This window comes from Streptococcus sp. K0074, assembly GCF_048843365.1.
Lineage (GTDB): Bacteria > Bacillota > Bacilli > Lactobacillales > Streptococcaceae > Streptococcus > Streptococcus mitis_BM.
The window spans coordinates 1,840,844-1,867,086 of sequence record NZ_CP184836.1 but is presented as its reverse complement, the minus strand read 5'-3'; the positions used below and the strand labels follow the sequence as shown (position 1 = coordinate 1,867,086).

At 41.9% G+C, this 26,243-nt stretch carries 31 protein-coding genes; 17 read left to right on the top strand and 14 right to left on the bottom strand.

Annotation, left to right across the window (positions count from 1 at the left end):
- Positions 1–29: 29 nt before the first annotated feature.
- Entirely contained in the window at positions 30–698 is a 669-nt protein-coding gene (locus tag ACN076_RS09135; RefSeq protein ID WP_420789880.1) for an MIP/aquaporin family protein, read from the top strand.
- A gap of 57 nt (positions 699–755) precedes the next feature.
- On the opposite strand, the gene queF is transcribed toward ACN076_RS09135, so the two are convergent.
- The 7 genes from queF to ACN076_RS09100 all read right to left on the bottom strand — a co-directional run bounded on the left by queF (position 756) and on the right by ACN076_RS09100 (position 4,304).
- Positions 756–1,247, bottom strand: coding sequence for a preQ(1) synthase (queF, locus tag ACN076_RS09130; RefSeq protein ID WP_000082587.1), 492 nt, complete (start codon positions 1,245–1,247; stop codon positions 756–758).
- Positions 1,248–1,265: 18 nt separating this feature from the next.
- Positions 1,266–1,982, bottom strand: a complete 717-nt coding sequence (gene queE / locus ACN076_RS09125) for a 7-carboxy-7-deazaguanine synthase QueE (protein ID WP_420789879.1) — start codon at positions 1,980–1,982, stop codon at positions 1,266–1,268.
- On the bottom strand, positions 1,975–2,418 hold the full coding sequence (gene queD / locus ACN076_RS09120; RefSeq protein WP_000464573.1) for a 6-carboxytetrahydropterin synthase QueD: 444 nt from the start codon (positions 2,416–2,418) through the stop codon (positions 1,975–1,977). The genes queE and queD overlap by 8 nt, the downstream gene beginning before the upstream one ends.
- Entirely contained in the window at positions 2,418–3,071 is a 654-nt protein-coding gene (gene queC, locus ACN076_RS09115) for a 7-cyano-7-deazaguanine synthase QueC (RefSeq protein WP_420789878.1), read from the bottom strand. Before queC ends, queD begins: the two co-directional genes overlap by 1 nt.
- 201 nt (positions 3,072–3,272) lie before the next feature.
- Positions 3,273–3,587 (bottom strand): thioredoxin, encoded by a 315-nt coding sequence (gene trxA / locus ACN076_RS09110; protein WP_001029581.1) that lies wholly within the window; start codon positions 3,585–3,587, stop codon positions 3,273–3,275.
- Between the two features lie 14 nt (positions 3,588–3,601).
- Complete coding sequence (locus tag ACN076_RS09105; protein ID WP_000570256.1) at positions 3,602–3,823, bottom strand: DUF4649 family protein; 222 nt, start codon at positions 3,821–3,823, stop codon at positions 3,602–3,604.
- Between the two features lie 100 nt (positions 3,824–3,923).
- Positions 3,924–4,304, bottom strand: coding sequence for a MarR family winged helix-turn-helix transcriptional regulator (locus tag ACN076_RS09100; RefSeq protein ID WP_192855161.1), 381 nt, complete (start codon positions 4,302–4,304; stop codon positions 3,924–3,926).
- 283 nt (positions 4,305–4,587) lie between these two features.
- Between ACN076_RS09100 and ACN076_RS09095 the strand changes: the two genes are divergently transcribed.
- On the top strand, positions 4,588–4,962 hold the full coding sequence (locus tag ACN076_RS09095) for a CidA/LrgA family protein (protein WP_000781325.1): 375 nt from the start codon (positions 4,588–4,590) through the stop codon (positions 4,960–4,962).
- Positions 4,959–5,654 (top strand): LrgB family protein, encoded by a 696-nt coding sequence (locus tag ACN076_RS09090; protein WP_001288952.1) that lies wholly within the window; start codon positions 4,959–4,961, stop codon positions 5,652–5,654. The genes ACN076_RS09095 and ACN076_RS09090 overlap by 4 nt, the downstream gene beginning before the upstream one ends.
- A gap of 51 nt (positions 5,655–5,705) precedes the next feature.
- On the opposite strand, the gene ACN076_RS09085 is transcribed toward ACN076_RS09090, so the two are convergent.
- The 4 genes from ACN076_RS09085 to ACN076_RS09070 form a co-directional block, all read right to left on the bottom strand.
- Entirely contained in the window at positions 5,706–7,253 is a 1,548-nt protein-coding gene (locus ACN076_RS09085) for an ATP-binding cassette domain-containing protein (RefSeq protein ID WP_420789877.1), read from the bottom strand.
- 273 nt (positions 7,254–7,526) lie between these two features.
- Positions 7,527–8,609 carry an N-acetylmuramoyl-L-alanine amidase family protein gene (locus ACN076_RS09080; protein WP_420789876.1) on the bottom strand — a complete coding sequence of 361 codons (1,083 nt, stop codon included), beginning with the start codon at positions 8,607–8,609 and terminating at the stop codon, positions 7,527–7,529.
- A gap of 12 nt (positions 8,610–8,621) precedes the next feature.
- Complete coding sequence (locus ACN076_RS09075; protein WP_414306292.1) at positions 8,622–8,774, bottom strand: hypothetical protein; 153 nt, start codon at positions 8,772–8,774, stop codon at positions 8,622–8,624.
- Positions 8,775–8,829: 55 nt separating this feature from the next.
- Entirely contained in the window at positions 8,830–9,000 is a 171-nt protein-coding gene (locus ACN076_RS09070) for a hypothetical protein (RefSeq protein ID WP_420789875.1), read from the bottom strand.
- A 325-nt stretch (positions 9,001–9,325) separates the two neighbouring features.
- Here ACN076_RS09070 and ACN076_RS09065 point away from each other — a divergent pair, with 325 nt between their 5' ends.
- Positions 9,326–10,189: a helix-turn-helix domain-containing protein gene (locus ACN076_RS09065; protein ID WP_420789874.1), complete on the top strand. Its 864-nt coding sequence runs from the start codon at positions 9,326–9,328 to the stop codon at positions 10,187–10,189.
- 80 nt (positions 10,190–10,269) lie between these two features.
- On the opposite strand, the gene ACN076_RS09060 is transcribed toward ACN076_RS09065, so the two are convergent.
- From ACN076_RS09060 to ACN076_RS09050, 3 genes are read right to left on the bottom strand one after another with little or no spacing between them, the layout of a single operon-like run.
- Positions 10,270–11,037 carry a hypothetical protein gene (locus ACN076_RS09060; RefSeq protein ID WP_420789873.1) on the bottom strand — a complete coding sequence of 256 codons (768 nt, stop codon included), beginning with the start codon at positions 11,035–11,037 and terminating at the stop codon, positions 10,270–10,272.
- A gap of 15 nt (positions 11,038–11,052) precedes the next feature.
- Entirely contained in the window at positions 11,053–11,748 is a 696-nt protein-coding gene (locus ACN076_RS09055; protein ID WP_420789872.1) for an ABC transporter ATP-binding protein, read from the bottom strand.
- Positions 11,749–11,752: 4 nt separating this feature from the next.
- Entirely contained in the window at positions 11,753–12,118 is a 366-nt protein-coding gene (locus ACN076_RS09050) for a GntR family transcriptional regulator (protein ID WP_000119149.1), read from the bottom strand.
- A 139-nt stretch (positions 12,119–12,257) separates the two neighbouring features.
- On the opposite strand from ACN076_RS09050, the gene nrdR reads away from it, so the two are divergent.
- The 13 genes from nrdR to recG all read left to right on the top strand — a co-directional run bounded on the left by nrdR (position 12,258) and on the right by recG (position 26,110).
- Positions 12,258–12,731 (top strand): transcriptional regulator NrdR, encoded by a 474-nt coding sequence (gene nrdR / locus ACN076_RS09045; protein ID WP_061759264.1) that lies wholly within the window; start codon positions 12,258–12,260, stop codon positions 12,729–12,731.
- Entirely contained in the window at positions 12,732–13,901 is a 1,170-nt protein-coding gene (locus tag ACN076_RS09040; RefSeq protein ID WP_420789871.1) for a DnaD domain protein, read from the top strand.
- Positions 13,902–14,798: a primosomal protein DnaI gene (gene dnaI, locus ACN076_RS09035; RefSeq protein WP_420789870.1), complete on the top strand. Its 897-nt coding sequence runs from the start codon at positions 13,902–13,904 to the stop codon at positions 14,796–14,798.
- Positions 14,795–15,508 carry an NADPH-dependent oxidoreductase gene (locus ACN076_RS09030; RefSeq protein WP_420789869.1) on the top strand — a complete coding sequence of 238 codons (714 nt, stop codon included), beginning with the start codon at positions 14,795–14,797 and terminating at the stop codon, positions 15,506–15,508. Before dnaI ends, ACN076_RS09030 begins: the two co-directional genes overlap by 4 nt.
- Positions 15,509–15,521: 13 nt before the next feature.
- A complete protein-coding gene (gene der, locus ACN076_RS09025; protein ID WP_150922481.1) occupies positions 15,522–16,832 on the top strand; it encodes a ribosome biogenesis GTPase Der in 1,311 nt (436 codons plus the stop codon).
- An 86-nt stretch (positions 16,833–16,918) separates the two neighbouring features.
- The gene (locus ACN076_RS09020; protein WP_420789868.1) at positions 16,919–17,254 is read left to right on the top strand and encodes a hypothetical protein; all 336 of its coding nucleotides are present in this window, start codon (positions 16,919–16,921) and stop codon (positions 17,252–17,254) included.
- A gap of 230 nt (positions 17,255–17,484) precedes the next feature.
- Positions 17,485–17,772 (top strand): hypothetical protein, encoded by a 288-nt coding sequence (locus tag ACN076_RS09015; RefSeq protein WP_049535013.1) that lies wholly within the window; start codon positions 17,485–17,487, stop codon positions 17,770–17,772.
- A gap of 145 nt (positions 17,773–17,917) precedes the next feature.
- Positions 17,918–20,431: a preprotein translocase subunit SecA gene (gene secA / locus ACN076_RS09010; protein ID WP_420789867.1), complete on the top strand. Its 2,514-nt coding sequence runs from the start codon at positions 17,918–17,920 to the stop codon at positions 20,429–20,431.
- 80 nt (positions 20,432–20,511) lie between these two features.
- Complete coding sequence (locus ACN076_RS09005; RefSeq protein WP_000232190.1) at positions 20,512–21,543, top strand: 3-deoxy-7-phosphoheptulonate synthase; 1,032 nt, start codon at positions 20,512–20,514, stop codon at positions 21,541–21,543.
- A 1-nt stretch (position 21,544) separates the two neighbouring features.
- The gene (locus tag ACN076_RS09000) at positions 21,545–22,576 is read left to right on the top strand and encodes a 3-deoxy-7-phosphoheptulonate synthase (protein WP_120718578.1); all 1,032 of its coding nucleotides are present in this window, start codon (positions 21,545–21,547) and stop codon (positions 22,574–22,576) included.
- 44 nt (positions 22,577–22,620) lie between these two features.
- The gene (acpS, locus tag ACN076_RS08995) at positions 22,621–22,983 is read left to right on the top strand and encodes a holo-ACP synthase (RefSeq protein ID WP_410012143.1); all 363 of its coding nucleotides are present in this window, start codon (positions 22,621–22,623) and stop codon (positions 22,981–22,983) included.
- A complete protein-coding gene (gene alr / locus ACN076_RS08990) occupies positions 22,973–24,076 on the top strand; it encodes an alanine racemase (RefSeq protein ID WP_420789866.1) in 1,104 nt (367 codons plus the stop codon). The genes acpS and alr overlap by 11 nt, the downstream gene beginning before the upstream one ends.
- A gap of 18 nt (positions 24,077–24,094) precedes the next feature.
- On the top strand, positions 24,095–26,110 hold the full coding sequence (gene recG / locus ACN076_RS08985) for an ATP-dependent DNA helicase RecG (protein WP_420789865.1): 2,016 nt from the start codon (positions 24,095–24,097) through the stop codon (positions 26,108–26,110).
- The last annotated feature ends 133 nt before the right edge of the window (positions 26,111–26,243 follow it).

Genomic DNA, 26,243 nt, shown 5'->3' with positions numbered 1-26,243 from the left:
ATCTAGTTTTTGAAAAAAGGAGAAAGAAAATGAAAAAATTTGTTGCTGAGTTAATCGGTACGTTCATGCTTGTGTTCATCGGAACAGGAGCTGTTGTTTTTGGAAATGGTCTTGAAGGCCTTGGACACCTTGGAATCGCCTTTGCTTTTGGTTTAGCCATCGTGGTTGCAGCCTACTCAATCGGAACTGTTTCAGGTGCTCACTTGAATCCAGCTGTTTCGATTGCTATGTTTGTAAACAAACGTTTGTCATCTTCAGAGCTTGTAAACTACATCCTTGGACAAGTAGTTGGAGCTTTCTTAGCATCTGCTTCTGTCTTCTTCCTCTTGGCTAACTCAGGTATGTCAACTGTTAGTCTTGGTGAAAATGCCTTGGCAAACGGTGCCACTGTCTTTGGTGGTTTCTTGTTTGAAGTCATTGCAACCTTCTTGTTTGTTTTGGTTATCATGACAGTGACTTCAGAAAGCAAGGGCAATGGCGCGATTGCTGGTTTGGTAATCGGTTTGTCGTTGATGGCTATGATTCTTGTGGGATTGAACATTACTGGACTTTCAGTAAACCCAGCTCGTAGTTTGGCACCAGCTGTCTTGGTAGGTGGCGCAGCCCTTCAACAAGTTTGGATTTTCATCCTTGCACCAATCGCTGGTGGGGTTCTTGCAGCCCTCGTTGCAAAAAACTTCCTTGGAACAGAAGAATAATTGAAACTCAAAAAGCCTTGCTCCTCACTTTGAGGAACAGGGCTTTTTCGTATGAGTTTAACGGTTGTCAATTTTCTCTGGATAAAGGTCGTGTTGGAAGAGGCGTTGTTCTGCCAAGCCTTCATACTTAGTTCCAGGCTTACCGTAGTTGTAGTAGGGGTCAATTGAGATGCCACCGCGCGGAGTGAATTTTCCCCAGACTTCCAAATAGCGAGGGTCTAGCAAGTTGACCAAGTCTTTCCCGATGGTATTGATACAGTTTTCGTGGAAATCTCCGTGGTTTCGGTAGCTAAAGAGGTAGAGTTTGAGGGATTTTGACTCAACACAGAGCTTGTCAGGAATGTAGGAAATATAAATAGTTGCAAAGTCTGGCTGAGCAGTGATTGGACAAAGTGAGGTAAATTCAGGACAGTTAAATTTGATAAAATAGTCATTTTCCACATGACGATTGTCAAAGGATTCGAGGACTTCTGGTTGGTACTCGAAAATGTAGTTGGTTTCTTTGTTGCCTAGTAGGCTGAGGTTTTTCATTTCTTCTTGTTGTGACATGATTTTTTCTTTCTAATCTTAAACACCACGTTGATTATCGTAGAGGAGGGTATGCAGTTGAGGAAGGACGCGGACATTGCCCCAGCTATCGTCGGTAGCGATGCGTTCCCAGAGTTCTTTGAGGCGGTCCAGTTGGTCTTGGACAATATTACCCGTAGCCTTGGGCTCAGGATTTCCTGCTGATAAAAAGAGAACATCTGGTTGGTAGCGTTCTTGTATGCCTCTGGCAAAGGCCAAATCTGCATCGTCAAAGACAGGGATTTTAAAGGTGACCTTGTCTGGATCCAGTTGGGAAACGATAAAGTCCAAGGTCTCAAAGTTGACTTCCATCTTGGATGAAGGAGGTTTGGGACTGAGAGTAACCTGGTCGATGTCTTTCAACCAATTTTGCCAGCGGGAGCCTTGGGTCTCAACAGCCAGAGTGACACCACGTTTCTTGAGCTTGGTTACTAGCTCAGCCATGTTGGCTGCTAGGATAGCAGGATTTCCTCCAGATAGGGTGACGTAGTCGTAGCTTCCTAGTTTATCCAAGGCAGCAATGACTTCGTCAGCTGTCATGCGAGTTGGCTTTTCAGAGCCATCCCAAGTAAAGGCAGAATCGCACCAGTCGCAGTGGTAGTCGCAACCAGCAGTGCGGACAAACATGGTTTTTTGCCCGATTGCACGGCCTTCGCCTTGAAAGGTTGGGCCAAAAATTTCCAAAACTGGTAGTTTGAGGACACGTTCCCTAGTCATCTAACCACTCCCGTCTAAACTCTGCAAAGGCAGTCGGAGTCTCATAGAGGCGAACGTATTCCAAACGGAGACCGCGCTCGTCTGGCAACTCTTGGTTCATGGTTTGGAAAATCCAGTAAACCATATTTTCAGCAGTCGTGTTCATATAAGGCAAAGTCTCATTGAGATAGCGATGATCCAAGTGGGGCTCTAAGTAGTTCTTGTAGATCGCTTTGATATCTCCGAAATCGTAGGTCATGCCACGTTCATCTAAAAATCCACTGACAGCAATCTGCAAATGATAGGTATGACCGTGCAGGGATTTGCATTTTCCCTCATAGTGAAAGAGGTGGTGGGCAGCATCGAAGGTAAACTCTTTTGATACCAAGGTTCTGTGAGGATTGTAGACAAGAGACTCCCCTGTTTCCTGTTTGATTTCTTTGGGTGCAAAAAACATTAGTCCTCTCCTTTCTGTGAGAGATAAACATCTAAACCATGTTGACGTAGGTGGCAGGCTGGGCAATCTCCACAGCCACTTCCGATAATTCCATTGTAGCAGGTCAAGGTCTTTTCACGAACATAGTCAAAGGCACCGAGTTGGTCGGCTAATTCCCAAGTTTCAGCCTTGTCTAGCCACATGAGAGGTGTTTGGATAACAAAGTCGTAATCCATGGCAAGGTTGAGGGTAACATTAAGGGATTTGACAAAGACATCCCGACAATCGGGGTAGCCTGAGAAGTCTGTCTCGCAGACACCTGTCACGATATCTTTAATGCCTCGTTGCTTAGCAAGGACTGCCGCAAAGGATAGAAAGAGGTGGTTACGACCATCAACAAAGGTATTGGGAACCTCTCCCTCTTTTTGCTCAATTTCCAGATCAGAGGTCAGGGCATTTTCAGTGATTTGCCCCAGTAGCGACATATCTAGGATATGATGACGAATGTCCTGTTCCTTAGCGATTTCTTGGGCAACTTGAATTTCGAGATGATGACGCTGACCATAGGCAAAGGTGACAGCTTCGACTGTTTCATAGTGTTCTTTAGCCCAAAAGAGGCAGGTTGTAGAATCTTGACCGCCACTAAAGACGACCAAGGCTGATTGACGTTTCATAGTACTCCTTCCAAAATGGGAAATGTTTAGAGCACGCAAAAAGCTCCCATGAGGGAGCTAAAAAATACCAAATCGAGGTTTTTTTTAGCGATGGCATGTCCCAAACATCGTAATATTCTACATACAGTCTAGCATATTTTTTGAAAAATGGCAAAGGGCAAGAAAAAAGAGACCAAATAAAGCACTTGGTCTCTAGTATGATTAGCTCAATTCAGCAACGATGGCCTTGATTTGTTCTGCTGTGTGAACACCAGCAACTTGTTTGACAACTTGGCCGTCTTTTTTGAAGAGAAGAGTTGGGATAGACATGATTCCAAAAGCACGAGCTGTGTTTGGATTTTCATCAACGTCCATTTTAACGATTTTCAAGACATCTTCTGAAAGTTCTTCAGACAATTTATCCAAGATTGGACCTTGCATACGACATGGACCACACCAAGTTGCCCAGAAGTCTACCAAGACCAAACCGTCTTTTGTTTCTTGTTCGAATGTTGCATCTGTAATTGCTTTTGCCATTGTATTTCTCCTTTTTAGTTATATTGGCTTAAATCTTGTTTCATGAGATAGAAGAAGACATCTCCATAAGTCCCATGGTAGTCCAAATCATGACCGTTATAAGTCAATTTTTGGACAGGGTAGTAGTCTGCGACGCCGATAAGGCAAGCTTGTTGTGAACGATCAAAGTCTTCATAAGATTCGAAAGTTACAGTTCTTTCGTTCTTGCTGGCATCTAGATAGGTAATTTCAATCATGTTTAAAACTCCTTTGTTTAATGATGATTTTATTTTACTCCTTGTAAAAGAGAATGTCAAGAAAAATGATTGCGCACGCAACTTTTTTTCTAAAATCATCTTAAATCAAGAAATCCAAACCAGTTTCCAAGCTTGCTTCGACAGCCTTTTGTAGTGTGGTCAGTGTATTTTGTCCATCACTTGTCAGGCAGATAAAGCTAGAGCGTCTATCTTGATCACAACACCTGCGACTAAGTAGACCGCAATTTTTGGCTTCCAAGCGAGCCACCATCCGAGAAACAGCGCTCGGGCTCAGATGAAGTTTATCTGGCAGGTCAATCTGGCGTAGAGATTTTTCTTGAGCCAAGTCCAGATAGTAGAGCAGGTAGAACTCTTTCAAGGTCAGACTTTGCTCGCTCTGCTGGGCAATAGTCTCTTCCAAGAGACTTTCAATTTCTTTCTGACGACGATTGAAGTCAAACCATTTTTCCAAATAGGTCATAGTATCTCCTTTCTTTTTAGAGTTATAACATAGAAGAATGTCCATTCACGGACAGTCTCTGCATCACAAGATGATTGCGCATGCAATAATTATACTACTTTTCAAAAGAGCTGGCAAGAAGGACGCTGGAATATTTTATCCTAAATCATGCCTGTTTTCACAAGTCAAGAATTGTTTGTATCCCCTTTCTTCTCAAACTTTCATCAACTCTTGTGCATTTCCTTGAAATTTTCTGAAAAAAGAGTAAACTGGTATGCAAGAAGTCTATTTCGTGGAGTTTAGGATGAAATTATATGTTCAATTAATGATTCTCTTTGTGATTTCTCTAATCGGAGAGGGGATCTCTAGTTTCTTTCATTTGCCCATCCCAGGCAGTATTATCGGTTTGATTATTCTCTTTCTAGCCTTACAATTCAAGTGGCTGAGAACCAGGCATGTCAACATGGTGGGGAATTTCTTGCTGGCCAATATGACCATTCTCTTTTTGCCACCAGCAGTGGGAATCATGGAGAAGTTTGATGTGATTGCTCCCTATCTCTTGCCCATTGTTTTGATTGTCTTTTTTGCGGCTGTCATCAATATTATCCTCATAGCCTTGGTAGTTCAGTTCATCAAGAGACGGTTTGAGGGAGATTATGAGAAAGGAGATGCCAAATGAGTGAATTTGTTTCCAATCCCCTGTTTGGGCTTGCCCTGTCTATCCTAGCTTATCTAGTAGGAATGCTGATTTACAGACGTTTTCCCCATCCTTTGACAACGCCCTTGCTTTTGTCAGCTGTTTTCATTATTATCTTTCTAAAGGTGACGGGGATTTCTTACCAAGATTACTACCAAGGTGGGGTTTATCTGAATAATTTGATTGTCCCATCGACCGTGGCTCTAGGGATTCCGCTTTACAAGAGTTTTCACTTGATGAAGCACCATGCTCGCAGTATTCTCTTTGGTAGTCTGCTAGCGGTAGTGGTCAATACCTCTTTCACGGCCCTTGTAGCTAAGATTTTTGGAATGGACTTTTTCCTAGCCATTTCTCTCTTCCCTAAGTCAGTAACAACCGCCATGGCAGTGGGGATTACAGAAAAATTGCAAGGTCTGACGACCGTGACCTTGGTCGTTGTAGTGGCAACTGGGATTTTAACCAGTGTCATCGGACCAACCCTTTTGAAGTGGTTGAAAATAGACGATCCAGTAGCTGTTGGTCTTTCCCTTGGTGGAACAGGTCATGCTGTCGGAACAGGTACAGCCTTTCGATACGGCTCTGTAGCAGGAGCCATGGGTGGTTTAGCTATCGGTGTTACCGGTATTCTCTATGTCTTTGTCAGCCCTATCGTAGCCAGTTTGATATTGAGTTAAAAAGCAAGGAACCCGAATTCCTTGCTTTTTCAAATCGTATGTTATAGACTATTACTTTTCTTTGCTTAAGTGAATGACTTGGTCGTAGTGTTTTAAGTCTTCTTCTGTGTAGTGGTGAATGACTTCAATGACTGTCTGAGGTAGGGAGAAGAGCAAGTCGCTAATTTTTCTGCTATTTTCCGAGTCAAGATTGGCCTTAATCTCATCTGCTAAGATGAGTTGGCTATCATGGTAGAGGGCGCGAGCGATTTCTAGGCGTTGTTTCTCGCCACCAGATAGACTATCATTTCTGAGCGTTCGATTTTTCAAATGTTCTAATCCTGTTTTTTTGAGGATATGATTTAAAGTATCTGGATTTTTATCCAGTCCCAGAAGGATATTGTCTTCCAGAGAGAGCGTGTCAAAGTAATGGCTATCTTGGAGGATATAGGAACTAAAGCTTGTGATTTCTTGACATGACAGGTTCTGGCCAGCAAAGCGAATCTGTCCACTTGTCGGTGTCTCTTCTCCATGAATGATATTGAGCAGGGTTGTTTTACCAGAGCCACTTTCCCCGATAATGGCAATTTTTTCTCCTTGCTTGATGTGCATGGAAATCGGAGATAAGAGGATATTACCATCTTTTTCTAGGGAGATGGTGTTAAGCTGGATAGGGAAAATATTTTCTATGCTTCTAGGCGAGATGGAGTCAGACTGACCCAAAAGTTTTTGGTATTTGTTGAGAAGAGTTCGAGTCGCTTTTCGGGTGTTGGTAAAGTAGGCCAACTCTTGGAATTGATAGCCGATATTATGGGAAACTAGATAGATAGCCACAAAACTCGCCGCATCTAAATAATTATAGTAGGTCATAAAGCCACCAATGACGATTGGTGTGACGGAGCAAAAGGCATCGATGCTATTGATAAAGAGACTATTTAAAGTTCGTTGTTTTTCATAGTTGATTTCGGCATCTAGACTGGTTTGTAATTGTTTTTGATAGCGAGTAAAAAAGAAATCTTGCCCCTGATAATGGCGAATTTGTTGGCTACCGCCAATAAAATTTGTCAAGCTTGCTAAGTAGCTCTGGTTAACAGTGGACCGCTTTTCAGAAAGTGAATCCAAACGCTTTGATCCGATAGCACTGCAGAGTACAGGAAAGGAGTAGAAGAGGATGAAAATCAAGCCCAGGTAAAAATTGGTCCATAGGGCATAGAGGATGGACACAGTTGTGAAGCCAAGAGAAGAAATGATGATGACCGTTGGTTCGATATAGCTTTCTTCTAGTTGCTTGACGTCGTTTTCTAGGTCGGACAAAATATCCTTTTCATCAATCTCATAACTGTTTAAAAATCGCTTGAAAATAGCACTCTTGATTCCATATTTGAAATCAGTAATCACGCGGGAATAGTAATAGCGTTTCCCAGCTAAGCCTAGTAAGAGAATGAGGTTTCCAAGGATTCCCAAAATCAAAACTTTCCAAAGAAGGCCTAGTTCTTGATTGGTAAAACTAGCAACAATATTCTGAACAAGGGCTGGCGTGATAATTGCTTCCAGCCAAGTAATGGCAATAGAAAAGAAGTAAAGTACGAGGTGCTTCTTAGTAACAAATCTTCTCAGCATAAAGAGTTGACCTCCCTATCGATATACATGTAATCAGTTTTAAAGTCATTATACTCCTTTTTATTAAATACTTCATATAAAAATGTAAATTTTGGGGGGATATACAATTAAATGAAAATATCGTAATGACACAGATTGAAACAAAAAGCGAACAAAACAGAATTCATTGTTTCGATTCGCTTTTTGTATTATTATCTAGATTTTTTGTAGCTCTGATAACATTTAGTCTGAGCAGGTACACTAATAACCGATGGAAAAAATATGTACTTTAGATTATTTCCAAGCGCCACTGGCATCTACATAGTAGCCATCTGGTGTGTAGGTATTGTGAAGCATCTTACCTGATGAAGCGAGGTAGTACCAAGATCCACTATCTTTTACCCAGCCTGTTGCCATAGCACCTGAGTTGTTTAGATAATACCAAGATCCACTATCTTTGATCCAACCTGTCGCCATAGAACCTGAGTCTTTTAGGTAATACCAAGAGTGATTATCATATAGCCAGTCACTAGCAATCATAGCTCCTGATGGTTTAAAGGCATACCAGTTGCCACCTTGATAGAGCCAAGTTTGATTGAACATGACTCCTTTATCGTTCATAAAGTACCAAGTTCCCTTGTCCTTAACCCAAGCATTTTGAACTAATTGTCCTTGTTTTTGATAGTACCACTTTTCACTGTAATTATTTTTTAGCCAGCTTTCTGCTTTTACAATCGGATAAAGTATTTTGAAGGCTCCTGCCCCCCTGTAGGAATGACTGATAACTCCTGGTTTTTGAAGTTTCAATTCTTCATAGTCGTCTGCCCAAGCAAAGACTTTTTGACCATTGACAGTCTCTGGTAAGGTAGCAGTGTAGGTCTTAGTTTGATAGTCCCATTTTGCATCAAGGTAGGTGTGTTGATCATTTGATTCGTCAATACGGAAGTAACCACTCTTTCCACCGTCATTATATACATCATCTACTACTTTAGTGGACCAGGTCTTTACTTCATTTCCGCTCTTGGCTTCTACCTTGATATCTCCTCTATAGCCATAAGGAACATAGAAATTCAGGTAACGCCCCTCTGTACCGACCATAGACTTGTCCTTTTCTTGACCTAGGAAATTGACTGTCTGATCTTGACCATTGAGACTAACCGTCCACTCGATTTTCTCAGTTTTTGGCAAATCCAATACTTTGATATCTACTTCATTGCCATTATTAAATCGGAGAATTTTGCCATCTTGATACCAAACATCACCCTTAATAACCCACTCTTCTTCAAGCTCAAAGGCCTTTCCTGAATGAGGGAAAGCCAGTAAGGCTAGACCAGCTAAAGACAAACCAAATAATGTGATTTTTTTTGATACTTTCATTTTCTTAACTCCTTATTTTTGGAATAAAACAAATTGACTGTTTTCTGGATAAACTGATACATGTTGCTCCTTATTACTGCTTGATGCAGCTTCAAGGACTAGAGGATAAGAGTATTGATACAGTTCCTCTAAAGTGATTTTTCCGTTAGTATTGGTGTCTGCCATAGGCGAAATAATTCTATTTTGAAGTGAATCCCAACCTGTAAATACCGTTTTATCGCTACCAATAGATATCGTACAGTTTTTTCCTCCATGACAAGTAAAGGTGGTTCACATCGCTTTCGCTAGAAGATTTAAATAGTTCTTGCATATTTGCAATAATCTCAGCTTTTGTTTTATCTGGGAACCGAACAACTTTACTAAAGTTTTGGTTGCTAAAAACCTTTTCCATAGTATTAACGTCTTCAATAGGTACTGCTCTTGTTGATGTTTCATCTGTTTTAGTGTAAGAACCGCCAGAATGTTTATACCACCAACGACCTTTTGATTGAAACCAACTGCCATTGGAGTGACTATAATCCTAGGGAGAGATAGATTCTTGAGCAGAAACTGGACTATTTACTGCTAGTGTTGACGCTAAGCTCAGTAAAGCAACTGATGACAATAAAATTTTTTTCATAATCATATTGTCCTTTCTGTTTTATTTTTGTATAATCATAATCATACCACAAATAAAAAAACAGGTTTTATTTTTTGCAGAAATGGAAGAGGATACTATGGAAAATTTTGGAGCAGTTTTAAAGGATATCCGTATTTCAAAAAATTTTCGTCTTAAAGATTTGGCTTGTGATAAGATTAGTGAGTCAACTATTTCTCGTTTCGAAAATGGGATTACAAAATTATCTATTGATCATTTTTACATGTTGTTAAATCGCCTGGGGATATCATTTTCGGAATTTGAAGAATTAGTTCATTGCTATTATTCCAAAAAAGAATGTTTTTTTGAAGAATTAGAACATGCTGTAAACTCTTCAGATATCATTTTGTTACAAGAACTAATAAAGAAAATAGAACTAAAACAAAAGCAGGAAAAAAGTCTATGCAATTGTCACATAAAATTGATTGCTGAACAACAGATTAATCGCCTTGCAAACCTTCCTTACAATGCATCTAAATGTAATGAGTTAATAAAGTACTTGCTTTCTGTAGATAATTGGATGGAGTATGAACTGAAAATTTTCTATAATTCGGTGTTTTTTATGAACACTAAAACCATAAGCTTACTATATAGAGCTGTAATCAAGAAAACACGACATTTTTTAAAAACAGATATGGGAACACATAGAGTAATTCCTTTATATTTATTTAATTTAGAATTATTATTAAAAAATAATTTGTTAGATAGCGCTCAATTTTTTATAGATGATTTAGAAAATTTACTGACCAGACAAGGATATTATTTTGAAAAGAATTATTTGCTTTTTTTAAAAGGTATTTATCTTATAAAAACGAATCAAGTAGAGTTAGGCAAAAAAGAATGTTCCAAAGCTATGAGAATATGTAAGGAATATAATGATAGTGTCACAATAGAGAAATTAAACAGGACCTTTAAATCAGATTTAAAAGGATTTGTTTTTTAAATAAAGTTAGACAGAAATTGAGATAAAAGAAAAAAGGATAGCCTCTCTACGATGAGATGTTATCCTTTTTGATTATGAAACTATTGCAAATTAACCTTGTTTCTCAAGATGTAGTAGGTTCCGAGGTAAAAGATAGCTATGAATATGAGTTCTTCAATAATACTCGTACTTGCTCCCATATAGAAATTATCATTAAATCCTGCAAGTGAATTGACATAGAAGTTAGCACTGGTATTGAAGAAGACTTCAATAAAGCCGATGACGATTTGGATACCAATGTAGGCTGCAACAGCGAGTGCTGTGCGGTATTCGTTGAAAAGTTGTCCGATGGAAATAGCCAAGTAGACGCAGAGGATTCCAGAAATGGTATTTAGTAGGAGGGATAACCCCACAAGAGAGAGTTGAGGAAGGAATGTTCCTACAAGTGGAATCAACTCAGAATTTGATATCCATTCTGGAACCGTTATGGTAACAATAATAAAAGCGCTTAGAGCTAGTACAGTGGAGCTAAGGATAGACCAAATGAAGGCTCCAACTAATTTGGCTGTGATGATATGGTGTTCAGAAACTGGCAATGTCAAAGTCAGATAGCCTTGGCGGTCATAGACACTACCTTTGAATCGTTTAATAATCAAGAAAATGGTTGAAATCCCAAGTGTAATCATCAATCCACCAAAGACGAGAGCCAGAAAGAAAAGTAAGACAGGTTGGCTATCTTTGAAAGATACATAATTATAGTAGTGTACTTGCATTCCTATGAGAACGGAAAGAACTAGCACGGCAGCGTAAAGGGCTAAATACCACTTGTTAACATTTTTAAATTCGTAGCGAACTAAATTCCAAAACATAATAATCTCCTTTGCTTAGGCCTTAAATTCCTGACGGAAGAGTTGGTCAATGGATTCACCTGACTCATAGCGAATATCATCTACATTACCTTGACGGACGACTTTTCCATCTTTAAGGAAGACAATTTCATCCAAGATTGGCTCGATATCAGAAATCAAGTGGGTAGAAATCAAAACGGTAGAAGTTGGGGAGTAGTTGTTGATAATGGTATTGAGGATGTACTCACGGGCTGCTGGATCCACCCCACCAATGGGTTCATCCAAAACGTAGAGACGAGCATCCCGGCTCATAACCAAAATCAGTTGTACCTTTTCCTTGTTTCCTTTTGATAATTTCTTGAGACGACTATTTTCATCAATACCGAGGTCTGCAAGTAGATGATGGGCGCGTTCAAGATTGAAATCTTTATAGAAGGTCTTGAAGTAGGTTAGGGCTTCCTTGACCTTCATTTGTTCATTGAGATAGGTCGTATCAGGTAAATAAGCTACGATAGCCTTGGTTGCTGGGCTTGGGTCCATGTCGTTGATAAGGACACGTCCTTGATCTGGTTGCAAGAGGCCATTGATTAGTTTAATCAAGGTTGTTTTTCCTGAGCCGTTTGGACCAAGGAGACCAACAATTTTTCCAGCTGGGATGTCAAGGGAAACATTTTCAAGGGCTGGTGTTGATCCATAAGATTTGGATACATTTTCAAATGCTAGTAATGACATAGGCTTAAACTCCTTTAATATAATCGCCGACTACGCCTGGTAGTTCTTCTTTTTCATAGCCAAAATGGGTCATGGAGGAAACGAAGTGTTCCAATTCTTCTTCTGATAATTGTTTGCGCGATTGGGCGATTAGTTCCTTATCCTCAGTCACAAATCGTCCAGTTGTGCGCTTGCTGTAGACAAATCCTTCTCGTTCGAGGTCTGACAAGGCTCTTTGGATGGTGTTTGGATTGACACCCGCCTCGCTAGCTAGCTCTCGCACGGTTGGAAGTTGTTGATTGGGTTCCAGTGTATGGGAAACAATCTGAAGCTTGATTTTCTCCATAATCTGTAAATAGATAGGTTTTTTGTTGTCAAATGTCCAGGACATCTTGGTCTCCTTTCTTCTATCCTTTTGTCTTAATTAAATAATACAACAAAACAAAAAACTTGTCAAGCAAAAAGAAGAATTGTTTTGGGAATCGTTTAAAAAATGGTATAATGAAAAGAAAACGATAAGGAGGGAAAGGATGCGTTGTCCAAAATGTGGGGCTACCAAGTCAAGTGTTATCGATAGTCGCCAAGCAGAAGAAGGGAACACCATTCGTAGAAGACGTGAGTGCGATGAATGCCAGCACCGTTTTACAACCTACGAACGGGTAGAAGAAAGAACCTTAGTGGTTGTTAAAAAAGATGGCACGCGGGAACAATTCTCCAGAGATAAAATCTTTAATGGAATTATCCGCTCAGCCCAGAAACGTCCTGTGTCAAGTGATGAAATCAACATGGTAGTCAATCGTATCGAACAGAAACTCCGTAGTCGAAATGAAAATGAAATTCAAAGTGAGGACATTGGTTCACTCGTTATGGAGGAGTTGGCTGAGTTAGATGAGATTACCTATGTACGTTTTGCCAGTGTTTATCGTAGTTTTAAGGATGTTAGTGAGCTAGAGAGCCTGCTCCAACAAATCACCCAGTCCTCTAAAAAGAAAAAGGAAAGATAAATGAAGCCAATTGACCGTTTTTCTTATCTAAAGAATAATCGGGTGTCGCAAGATACCTCATCTCTGGTACAGTGCTACCTCCCGATTATCGGTCAGGAGGCGCTGAGCCTTTATCTTTATACAATCAGTTTTTGGGATAATGGCAGAAAGGAATACCTCTTTTCAAGTATTCTCAACCATCTCAACTTTGGGATGGATAGACTGATAAAATCCCTGAAAATCCTATCTGCTTTTAATCTCTTAACCCTCTATCAAAAGGGGGATGTTTATCAGCTAGCCCTCCATGCTCCTCTTTCTAGTCAGGACTTCTTGGAGCATCCTGTGTATCGTAGACTTTTGGAGAAGAAGATTGGCGACTCTGCTGTGGAGGATTTAGGAATTGAAAGTGCTGATGGTCAAGAAATAGCTGTCTCACTCAATCAAGTCTTTCCAGATTTGGCAGAACTAGGAAGTCAAGAAGACCTTGCTCTCAAGAAGAAAGTGGCCAACGATTTTGACTTAGACCATTTTCGTCAGCTTATGGCTCGAGATGGGCTTCGCTTTGCGGATGAGCAGTCCGATGTCTTAAACCTCTTTGCCATTGCTGAGGAGAAAAAATGGACTTGGTTTGAAACTTATCAATTGGCCAAGTCAACAGCTGTTTCCCAGGTTATTTCAACCAAACGCATGCGGGAAAAAATTGCTCAAAAACCGATTTCCTCTGACTTTAGTCCTAAGGAAGCAACCATTATCAAGGAAGCCAAAAGTAAGACTGCCCTGCAGTTCTTGGCAGAAATCAAGCAAACACGCAAGGGAACCATTACCCAAACAGAAAGAGAACTCTTGCAACAGATGGCTGGCTTGGGCTTGCTGGACGAAGTCATTAATATCATTCTCTTGTTGACCTTTAACAAGGTAGATTCGGCAAATATTAATGAAAAATATGCCATGAAGGTAGCCAATGACTATGCCTATCAAAAAATTCATTCGGCAGAAGAGGCAGTCTTGCGCATTCGTGAGCGAGGGCAGAAGAGTCAGGCTCAAAAAAGCAGTAAACCTAGTCCTATCAAGTCCAATGTACCCAAGTGGAGCAATCCAGATTATAAGAATGAAACCAGCGAGGAAACTCGTCTGGAACTAGAACGTAAGAAACAAGAACTATTAGCTCGATTAGAAAAAGGAGGAGATTAGATGGAAAGTGTCGGAGACGTACTCAAACGTCAACCTAGCCGTTTTCATTATCAAGATTTGGTCCAGAAAATCATGAAGGACCCTGATGTTGCGGCCTTTATCCAGCAGGAATCCCTTACTCCAGAGGAATTAAATCGCAGTATCTCCAAGTTTAATCAGTACATCACCGAGCGTGACAAATTTCTCCGTGGGGATACGGATTATATTGCCAAAGGCTACAAGCCGATTTTGGTTATGAATCATGGCTATGCGGATGTTTCTTACGAAGAAACTCCAGAACTAATCGCGGCTGAAAAAGAAGCGGCTATTAAGAACCGTCTCAAGTTAATCAATCTGCCAGCCACTCTCAAGAAAGCTAGTTTGGCTCAAGTAGATTTGGATGATTTGGAGCGCTTGCCAGTTTTTGAAAAGCTATTAGCATTCGTGGAGCAATATCCAGCTATTCGAAAAGGTCTTTACCTATATGGAGATTTTGGTGTGGGCAAAAGTTTCATGGTGGCTGCCTTAGCCCATGATTTGTCAGAAAAACGTGGTGTTTCCTCCACTCTTCTCCACTATCCTAGTTTTGTCATTGATGTCAAAAATGCTATCGGTGATGGTAATGTCAAGACCTTGGTAGATGAGATTAAACTGTCTGAAGTCCTGATTTTAGATGATATTGGTGCCGAACAATCAACAGCTTGGGTGCGTGACGAAATCCTCCAGGTCATTCTCCAATATCGGATGCAGGAAAATTTACCGACCTTTTTCACCTCCAACTTCAACTTTGAAGATTTGGAGTTGCATTTTGCTAAAGGGAAACATGGAAATGACGAAACCTGGGAAGCCAGACGGGTCATGGAACGTATCCGTTATTTGGCTGAGGAGACTCGTTTAGAAGGAGTGAACCGTCGATGACAGAAACAATCAAATTAATGAAGTCTCACACTTCAGTGCGCAGATTTAAGGAGCAAGCCCTCCCTCAGGAAGACTTGACTGAAATCCTGACAGCAGCCCAAATGGCCTCGTCTTGGAAGAATTTCCAATCCTACTCTGTGATTGTAGTGCGAAGTCAAGAAAAGAAAGATGCCTTGTATGGATTGGTGCCTCAAGAAGCCATTCGCCAGTCAGCTGTTTTCCTTCTCTTTGTCGGAGATTTGAACCGAGCGGAAAAGGGAGCCCAGCTTCATACTGATACTTTCCAACCTCAAGGTGTAGAAGGTCTCTTGATTAGTTCGGTCGATGCAGCTCTTGCTGGACAAAATGCCCTGCTGGCAGCTGAAAGCTTGGGCTATGGTGGTGTCATTATTGGCTTGGTTCGATACAAGTCCGAAGAAGTGGCAGAGCTCTTTAACCTACCTGACTACACCTATCCTGTCTTTGGGATGGCACTGGGTGTGCCAAATCAACATCATGATGTGAAACCAAGACTGCCACTAGAGAATGTTATCTTTGAGGAAGAATACCAAGAACAGTCAACTGATGCAATCCAAGCGTATGACCGTGTACAGGCGGACTATGCTGGGGCTCGTGCAACCACAAGCTGGAGTCAGCGTCTAGCAGAACAGTTTGGTCAAGCTGAACCAAGCTCAACTAGAAAAAATCTTGAACAGAAGAAGTTATTGTAGAAAGTGAGAAATTATGGCCCTACCAACTATTGCCATTGTAGGACGTCCCAATGTTGGGAAATCAACCCTATTTAATCGGATCGCTGGTGAGCGAATCTCCATTGTAGAAGATGTCGAAGGAGTGACACGTGACCGTATCTATGCAACGGGTGAGTGGCTCAATCGTTCCTTTAGCATGATTGACACAGGAGGAATTGATGATGTCGATGCTCCTTTCATGGAACAAATCAAGCACCAGGCAGAAATTGCCATGGAAGAAGCCGATGTTATCGTCTTTGTGGTGTCTGGTAAGGAAGGAATTACCGATGCAGACGAATACGTAGCCCGTAAGCTTTATAAGACCCACAAACCAGTTATCCTCGCAGTGAACAAGGTGGACAACCCTGAGATGCGAAATGATATCTATGATTTCTATGCTCTCGGTTTGGGTGAACCCCTGCCTATCTCATCTGTCCATGGTATCGGTACAGGGGATGTGCTAGATGCCATCGTAGAAAATCTTCCAAATGAATATGAAGAAGAAAATCCAGATGTCATTAAGTTTAGCTTGATTGGTCGTCCCAATGTTGGAAAATCAAGCTTGATCAATGCTATCTTGGGAGAAGACCGTGTCATTGCCAGTCCCGTTGCTGGGACAACTCGTGACGCCATTGATACCCACTTTACAGATACAGATGGTCAAGAGTTTACCATGATTGATACGGCTGGTATGCGTAAATCTGGTAAGGTTTATGAAAATACCGAGAAATACTCTGTCATGCGCGCCATGCGTGCTATTGACCGTTCAGATGTGGTCTTAATGGTCATCAATGCGGAAGAAGGCATTCGTGAATACGACAAGCGTATCGCAGGATTTGCCCATGAAGCTGGTAAAGGGATGATTATCGTGGTCAACAAGTGGGATACGCTTGAAAAAGACAACCACACTATGAAAAACTGGGAAGAAGATATCCGTGAGCAGTTCCAATACCTGCCTTACGCACCGATTATCTTTGTATCAGCCTTGACCAAGCAACGTCTCCACAAACTTCCTGAGATGATTAAGCAAATCAGCGAAAGTCAAAACACACGTATTCCATCAGCTGTCTTGAACGATGTGATCATGGATGCTATTTCCATCAACCCAACACCGACAGACAAAGGAAAACGACTTAAGATTTTCTATGCGACCCAAGTGGCAACCAAACCACCAACCTTTGTTATCTTTGTAAACGAAGAAGAACTTATGCACTTTTCTTACCTGCGTTTCTTGGAAAATCAAATCCGTAAGGCCTTTGTCTTTGAAGGAACACCAATCCATCTCATCGCAAGAAAACGTAAATAAAAAAGTAGAATCTGGAATGACATTTCCAGATTTTTTTGATAGAATGAAGTTGAAGAAAACGCTATCAAATAGAGAGGGGGCTGGTGATGAAACATTTGTTTAAATTGATAATCTTATTTCCCTGGTTTTACTTTTTCAGCTGGATTGAAAAGGCCAATAGAAATAGTAAATTTTTCCCAATTTTTTACTATTTTTACTGGTTTTACATCCCCCTCTATGCTCTTTTTAGCCTTGCTTGGACAGTTATTTCAGTCCTGCTTTTCAATATCGTCTTGAGAAATGTGGCAGATATCAAGCTTTGGGGCATTTGGCTATTATTACTATTTATTGCTTTTGCTAGTGACTGGTTAGACTATATCTGTTTCAAAAAAATGTTTCGCTTGAGACGGGAACTAGGGAAGTCTAACGGTGGAAGGCATTGATTTATACTCTTCGAAAATCTCTTTAAACCACGTCAACGTCGTCTTGCCGTAGGTATGGTTACTGACTTCGTCAGTTCTATCCACAACCTCAAAACAGTGTTTTGAGCTGACTTCATCAGTTCTATCTACAACTTCAAAGCAGTGCTTTGAGCAACCTACGGCTAGTTTCCTAGTTTGCTCTTTGATTTTCATTGAGTATTATATTACTTTCTATTTGTAGGAGGTGGCTTATGGAACATCTAAAATCATTTATTACACGCTATTCTAAAGTCTATATTGGTTTAGTTCTGCTTATCTGGATTGCTTTCTTCTTTCTTCCTTGGGGCAGTCCGATTCTGGGGGGAAAGATTGACCTCTTCAGCATACAGAAAGTCTTGCTAGTTTTTGGCATTCTGTCCATTTTGATGGCCTTGCTGTCCAAGAAAGTCAGTCTCTTTGTTTTTGGACTCATCTGCTGTCTTTCTCTTTGGATTAACCTATTTATCCTGTTTGCTATTTTGCCGATTTTTGGCAATTAAAGCATCATAAAAGTTAGAGAGGTTAGCTTGGAAACTAGCCTCTTTTTCCTTTTCAAAATGGGGATTCTTCCTTGAAAATAATCAGTAATTGTGCTAAAATTAAAAGAACATTCTAAAATATTCGGAATTTAAAGTAAGGAAAAACATGGCTAATATTTTAAAAACAATTATCGAAAATGATAAAGGAGAAATCCGTCGTCTGGAAAAGATGGCTGACAAGGTTTTCAAATACGAAGATCAAATGGCTGCTTTGACTGATGACCAACTAAAAGCAAAAACAGTTGAATTTAAAGAACGTTATCAAAATGGAGAATCACTGGATTCATTGCTTTATGAAGCATTTGCGGTTGTCCGTGAAGGTGCTAAACGTGTCCTAGGTCTCTTCCCATATAAGGTTCAGGTTATGGGGGGAATCGTTCTTCACCATGGTGACGTGCCAGAAATGCGTACAGGGGAAGGGAAAACCTTGACTGCGACCATGCCAGTATACCTCAATGCCCTTTCAGGTAAAGGGGTTCACGTAGTTACGGTCAATGAATACCTGTCAGAACGTGACGCGACTGAGATGGGTGAATTGTACTCATGGCTTGGCTTGTCAGTAGGGATTAACTTGGCTGCCAAATCTCCGATGGAGAAAAAAGAAGCCTATGAGTGTGATATTACCTACTCAACCAACTCAGAAATCGGATTTGACTACCTTCGTGATAACATGGTTGTTCGCGCTGAAAACATGGTACAACGTCCGCTTAACTATGCCTTGGTTGATGAGGTTGACTCAATCTTGATTGACGAGGCCCGTACACCTTTGATCGTATCAGGTGCTAACGCAGTTGAAACCAGTCAGCTCTACCACATGGCAGACCACTATGTAAAATCTTTGGACAAAGACGACTACATCATCGATGTACAGTCTAAAACTATTGGATTGTCTGATTCAGGGATTGACAAAGCTGAAAGCTACTTCAAACTTGAAAACCTCTATGACATCGAAAACGTAGCTCTGACTCACTTTATCGATAACGCCCTTCGTGCCAACTACATCATGCTTCTCGATATTGACTATGTGGTGAGCGAAGAGCAAGAAATCTTGATTGTCGACCAATTTACGGGTCGTACTATGGAAGGTCGTCGTTATTCTGATGGATTGCACCAAGCTATTGAAGCCAAAGAAGGTGTACCAATCCAGGATGAAACCAAGACATCTGCCTCAATCACTTACCAAAACCTTTTCCGTATGTACAAGAAATTGTCTGGTATGACAGGTACAGGTAAGACTGAGGAAGAAGAATTCCGTGAAATTTACAACATTCGTGTTATTCCAATCCCAACAAACCGTCCTGTTCAACGTATTGACCACTCAGACCTTCTTTATGCAAGTATCGAGGCTAAGTTTAAGGCGGTTGTCGAAGACGTTAAGGCTCGTTACCAAAAAGGTCAGCCTGTCTTAGTTGGTACAGTAGCGGTTGAAACTAGTGACTACATTTCTAAGAAATTGGTCGCAGCTGGCGTTCCTCACGAAGTTTTGAATGCTAAGAACCACTATAAAGAAGCCCAAATCATTATGAATGCTGGTCAACGTGGTGCTGTTACCATTGCGACTAACATGGCCGGTCGTGGTACCGACATCAAGCTTGGTGAAGGGGTTCGCGAATTAGGTGGACTTTGTGTGATTGGTACAGAACGCCATGAAAGCCGTCGTATCGATAACCAACTTCGTGGACGTTCAGGTCGTCAGGGAGACCCAGGTGAGTCACAATTCTACCTATCTCTTGAAGATGACTTGATGAAACGTTTTGGTTCTGAACGCTTGAAGGGAATCTTTGAACGTCTCAACATGTCTGAAGAGGCGATTGAATCTCGTATGTTGACACGTCAGGTTGAAGCGGCACAAAAACGTGTCGAAGGAAATAACTACGATACCCGTAAACAAGTCCTTCAGTATGACGATGTCATGCGTGAACAACGTGAGATTATCTACGCTCAACGTTACGATGTTATCACTGCAGACCGTGACTTGGCGCCTGAAATTCATTCAATGATCAAACGCACGATTGGTCGTGTCGTTGATGGTCATGCGCGTGCCAAACAAGATGAAAAACTAGAGGCAATTTTGAACTTTGCTAAGTACAACTTGCTTCCAGAAGATTCTATTTCAATCGAAGACTTGTCAGGTTTGTCTGATAAGGCTATTAAGGAAGAACTCTTCCAACGTGCCTTGAAGGTTTACGATAGTCAGGTTTCAAAACTACGCGATGAAGAAGCAGTTAAAGAATTCCAAAAAGTCTTGATTCTACGAGTGGTAGATAACAAGTGGACAGATCATATCGATGCCCTCGATCAATTGCGTAATGCGGTTGGACTTCGTGGCTATGCTCAGAACAACCCTGTTGTTGAGTATCAGGCAGAAGGTTTCCGTATGTTTAATGACATGATTGGTTCGATTGAGTTTGATGTGACACGCTTGATGATGAAAGCACAAATTCATGAACAAGAAAGACCACAAGCAGAACACCATATCAGTACAACAGCGACTCGTAATATCGCTGCCCACCAAGCAAATATACCAGAAGATTTGGATTTGAGCCAGATTGGACGGAATGAACTTTGCCCATGTGGTTCTGGTAAGAAGTTTAAAAACTGTCACGGTAAAAGACAATAAAATGAGATAGTTTAGAGGCGGATACCTTGTGAAAAGTAAATTTTTACTTGGTATCCGTTTGCTTTATAAGGAGATGAGTTATGGTATTTACAGCAAAAAGTCCTAAAATTAATATTGAAGAAGTTCGTGCCTTATCAAAATTAGAAGGTCAAGCTTTGGAGAGAAAATCACAGCGCGATCAAGAGCTAGAAGCCATTATACGTGGAGAAGACCAGCGGATTCTCTTGGTAATCGGGCCATGCTCATCTGACAATGAAGAAGCTGTTCTTGAATACGCTAAGCGTTTGGCAGCTTTGCAAGAAGAAGTGGCAGACCGTATCTTTATGGTTATGCGTGTTTATACTGCTAAACCTCGTACTAACGGAGATGGCTATAAGGGCTTGATTCACCAGCCTAATGCGACAGAAGCGCCTAGTCTTATCAATGGAATCAAAGCCGTTCGCCATCTTCATTATCGTGTTATCACAGAAACAGGTATGACAACAGCTGATGAAATGCTTTATCCTGAAAATCTACCGCTTGTGGATGATTTGATTTCTTACATGGCGGTTGGTGCCCGTTCGGTTGAAGACCAGCAACATCGCTTTGTGGCAAGTGGGGCAGATTTTGCGACTGGGTTTAAAAATCCAACCTCTGGAAATCTTAATGTTATGTTTAATGGAATTTATGCCGCTCAAAATAAACAAAGCTTCCTTTTTCTAGGAAAAGAAGTGGAAACAACTGGTAATCCTCTTTCGCACGCCATTCTTCGTGGAGCAATTAATGAGTATGGTAAGAATATTCCTAACTACTACTATGATAATTTGATGGATACCATTGCCCAGTATGAGAAAATGGGCTTGGAAAATCCTTTTATCATTGTAGATACCAATCATGACAACTCTGGTAAGCAATACATGGATCAGATTCGAATTGTCCGTCAGACCTTGATTAACCGTGATTGGAATGAAAAAATCAAGCAGTACGTTCGTGGCTTTATGATTGAGTCTTATCTAGAAGACGGCCGTCAAAACGAACCGGAAGTATTTGGCAAGTCTATCACAGACCCTTGTCTTGGCTGGGATAATACGGAAGCCCTCGTCAGAGAAATCTACCAAACGCTAGGAGAATAAGATGGCATTTATTGAAAAAGGTCAAGAAATCGATATTGAAGCAATCAAGGCGGAAACTCAATTGTCTGCGGAAGCCTTGCGACTAAAGGAGCGTCGTGATAGAGAATTGGCAGACATTATTTCAGGAGAAGATGACCGTATCCTTTTGGTGATTGGTCCTTGCTCGTCTGACAATGAAGAGGCTGTCTTGGAATATGCCCGCCGTTTATCTGCCTTGCAAAAGAAGGTGGCGGACAAGATTTTCATGGTTATGCGTGTTTATACTGCGAAACCTCGTACCAACGGAGACGGCTATAAAGGTTTGGTTCACCAACCAGATACTTCTAAGGCTCCGAGTCTGATTAACGGTTTGCAGGCTGTGCGCCAGTTGCACTACCGCGTGATTACAGAGACTGGTTTGACGACGGCAGATGAGATGCTTTATCCGTCAAATCTGGTCTTGGTAGATGATTTGGTCAGCTACCATGCTGTTGGGGCTCGTTCTGTGGAAGACCAAGAGCACCGCTTTGTGGCCTCAGGGATTGATGCACCGGTCGGGATGAAAAATCCAACTTCTGGAAATCTTGGTGTTATGTTTAATGGCATCTATGCCGCTCAGAACAAACAGACCTTCCTCTTCCATGGTCAAGAAGTTGAGACTTCAGGAAATCCCTTGGCCCACGTCATCCTTCGTGGTGCAGTTAATGAATATGGGAAAAATGAGCCTAACTTTTACTATGAAACTCTGCTAAATGCTATTGAGCGTTATGAAACTATGGGGCTTGAAAATCCTTTTATCCTCATTGACACCAACCATGACAATTCAGGCAAGCAATATATGGAACAGATTCGAATTGTTCGCCAGACCTTGCAAAATCGTGATTGGAATGAGAAGATTAAAAAGACAGTTCGAGGCTTTATGGTTGAGTCTTACCTAGCAGATGGTCGTCAAAACCAACCAGAGGTCTTTGGTTGCTCTATTACCGATCCTTGCCTAGGTTGGGAAAATACAGAGGCCTTGGTAGAAGAGATTTATGCTACCTTGACAAAATAAGTGAAAAGGATGGAGTTGGGGAATCTCAACTCCTTTTGATGAGAATGATAGTTGGACACGGAATTGACATCGAAGAATTGGCTTCGATAGAACGCGCAGTTACACGACATGAAGGTTTTGCTAAGCGCGTGCTGACCGCCAAGGAAATGGAACGGTTTAACAGTCTTAAAGGACGTCGGAAAATCGAATATTTGGCTGGTCGCTGGTCAGCTAAGGAGGCCTTTTCCAAGGCCATGGGAACTGGCATTGGAAAACTTGGGTTTCAGGATTTGGAAGTTTTGAACAATGAACGCGGGGCGCCTTATTTTAGTCAGTCACCATTTTTAGGAAAGATTTGGCTGTCTATCAGTCATACCAATCAGTTTGTGACAGCCAGTGTCATTTTGGAGGAAAATCATGAAAGCTAGTCCACATAGACCAACCAAAGCTCTGATTCATCTGGGAGCTATTCGACAAAATATTCAGCAGATGGGGGCTCATATCCCTCAAGGAACGCTCAAGTGGGCTGTGGTCAAGGCCAATGCTTATGGGCATGGGGCTGTTGCCGTTGCCAAGGCGATTCAGGAGGATGTTGATGGCTTTTGTGTTTCCAATATCGATGAAGCCATTGAACTCAGACAGGCTGGGCTCAGCAAGCGAATCCTCATTTTAGGAGTTTCTGAAATCGAAGCCGTCGCTCTAGCTAAAGAATACGATATTACCTTGACTGTGGCTGGACTGGAGTGGATTCGAGCACTCTTGGCTACTGGTGCTGACCTAGCTGGATTGACAGTCCACCTCAAGATTGACTCAGGAATGGGACGGATCGGTTTTCGAGAGGCTGGTGAGGCTGAGCAGGCTCAAGACTTGCTTCAACAACACGGTGCTCGTGTTGAAGGGATTTTTACCCATTTTGCGACTGCAGATGAAGCATCAGATACCTACTTTAATGCCCAGTTAGAACGCTTTAAAACTATTTTGGCTAGTATGAAAGGTCTTCCAGAGCTGGTACATGCTAGCAACTCGGCAACGACTCTTTGGCATGCAGAGACTATTTTCAATGCGGTTCGTATGGGAGACGCTATGTATGGCCTGAATCCCAGCGGAGAGGTCTTGGACTTGCCTTATGACCTGACTCCAGCCTTGACCTTGGAGTCTGCTCTGGTTCATGTCAAGACAGTTCCAGCCGGAGCTTGCATGGGCTATGGAGCGACCTATCAGGCTGATAGCGAGCAAGTCATTGCGACGGTACCAATCGGCTATGCGGATGGTTGGACACGAGACATGCAGAATTTTTCTGTCTTGGTTGATGGGCAAGCTTGCCCAATCGTTGGGCGAGTTTCTATGGACCAAATCACCATTCGTCTACCTAAGCCTTACCCACTCGGAACAAAGGTAACCTTGATTGGCTCCGACGGAGATAAAGAAATCACAGCTACTCAGGTAGCGACCTACCGCGGAACTATTAACTACGAGGTGGTTTGTCTTCTCAGCGACCGCATTCCGAGAGAATATTATTAGAAAAGAAAGGAGTGGAGCATGAATCTACATCAACCCTTGCATGTCTTGCCTGGTGTGGGACCAAAGTCAGCAGAAAAATACGCCAAACTAGGAATTGAAAACTTGCAAGACCTATTGCTCTACTTTCCTTTCCGCTATGAAGATTTCAAAACCAAGCAGGTGCTGGAACTGGAAGACGGTGAGAAGGCGGTTCTGTCTGGTCAAGTCGTGACTCCTGCCAGTGTCCAGTATTATGGTTTCAAGCGCAATCGCCTGCGTTTTAGTCTCAAGCAGGGAGAAGTTGTTTTTGCGGTGAATTTCTTTAACCAGCCCTATCTTGCTGATAAGATAGAGTTGGGAACAACTCTTGCTGTCTTTGGAAAATGGGATCGCGCCAAGGCTAGTTTGACAGGGATGAAGGTCCTGGCTCAGGTGGAAGATGACCTCCAACCTGTCTATCGACTGGCTCAGGGAATTAGTCAGGCCGGTCTGGTCAAGGTCATCAAGACAGCCTTTGATCAGGGACTGGACCTCTTGATTGAGGAAAATCTTTCCCAGTCTTTGCTGGACAAATACAAACTCATGTCTCGTTGTCAGGCTGTTCGTGCTATGCATTTTCCTAAGGATTTGGCAGAATACAAGCAGGCCCTTCGCCGTATCAAGTTTGAGGAACTCTTTTATTTCCAAATGCAATTGCAGACGCTCAAGTCTGAAAATAGAGTTCAGGGAAGCGGCTTGGTTCTGAATTGGTCTCAGGAAAAGGTGACAGCAGTTAAAGCAAGTCTTCCTTTTGCTTTGACCCCGGCTCAAGAAAAGAGTTTGCAGGAAATTTTGACCGACATGAAGTCGGACCACCACATGAATCGTCTTTTGCAAGGGGATGTGGGGAGCGGAAAAACGGTGGTCGCTGGCTTGGCCATGTTTGCGGCGGTGACAGCTGGCTATCAGTCTGCCCTCATGGTACCGACAGAGATCCTTGCAGAGCAACACTTTGAGAGTCTACAGAACCTTTTTCCAGACTTGAAACTGGCTCTCTTGACAGGTTCCTTGAAAGCTGCAGAAAAGAGAGAAGTCTTGGAGACTATTGCTAAGGGTGAGGCTGATTTGATTATCGGAACTCACGCTCTGATTCAGGATGGGGTGGATTATGCTCGTCTTGGCTTGATTATCATCGATGAGCAGCACCGTTTTGGTGTGGGTCAAAGGCGGATTTTACGGGAAAAAGGAGACAATCCAGATGTCCTCATGATGACGGCGACTCCCATTCCACGGACGCTAGCCATCACAGCCTTTGGAGATATGGATGTTTCCATTATCGACCAGATGCCAGCAGGTCGAAAACCCATTGTGACGCGCTGGATCAAACATGAGCAACTAGCTCAGGTCCTGACTTGGTTAGAGGGGGAAATCCAAAAAGGTTCTCAAGCCTATGTCATCTCTCCCTTGATTGAAGAATCAGAAGCTCTGGATTTGAAAAATGCCATTGCCTTATCAGAGGAATTGACGGCGCATTTTGCAGGAAAGGCAGAGGTAGCTCTTCTACATGGTAAAATGAAGAGTGATGAAAAAGACCAGATCATGCAGGATTTCAAAGAGAGAAAAACGGATATTCTGGTTTCAACGACGGTTATCGAGGTCGGGGTTAACGTTCCAAATGCGACAGTTATGATCATCATGGATGCCGATCGCTTCGGGCTCAGCCAGCTTCACCAGCTCAGAGGTCGTGTCGGTCGGGGGGACAAGCAGTCCTATGCTGTTCTCGTTGCTAATCCCAAGACTGATTCTGGAAAAGATCGCATGCGCATTATGACAGAAACCACTAATGGTTTTGTCCTTGCGGAGGAAGATTTGAAAATGCGTGGTTCAGGTGAAATTTTTGGAACCAGACAGTCAGGACTTCCAGAATTCCAAGTGGCTGATATTATCGAAGATTTTCCGATTTTAGAAGAGGCTAGAAAGGTTGCCAGCTATATTAGTTCTATGGAAGGTTGGAAAGAGGATCCAGAATGGCGCATGATTGCCCTTCATATGGAAAAGAAAGAACATTTAGATTAAGCTTTCTCTAAGGAAATCTTAAGCTAGCTTTCAGGTTTGGCCCTTATACTAGAGTCATCAAAAAGAAACGAGGACTCTCACATGACAGTAACGATTAAAGTAAATTACCAAACCACTTTCCAGAAGAAAGAAG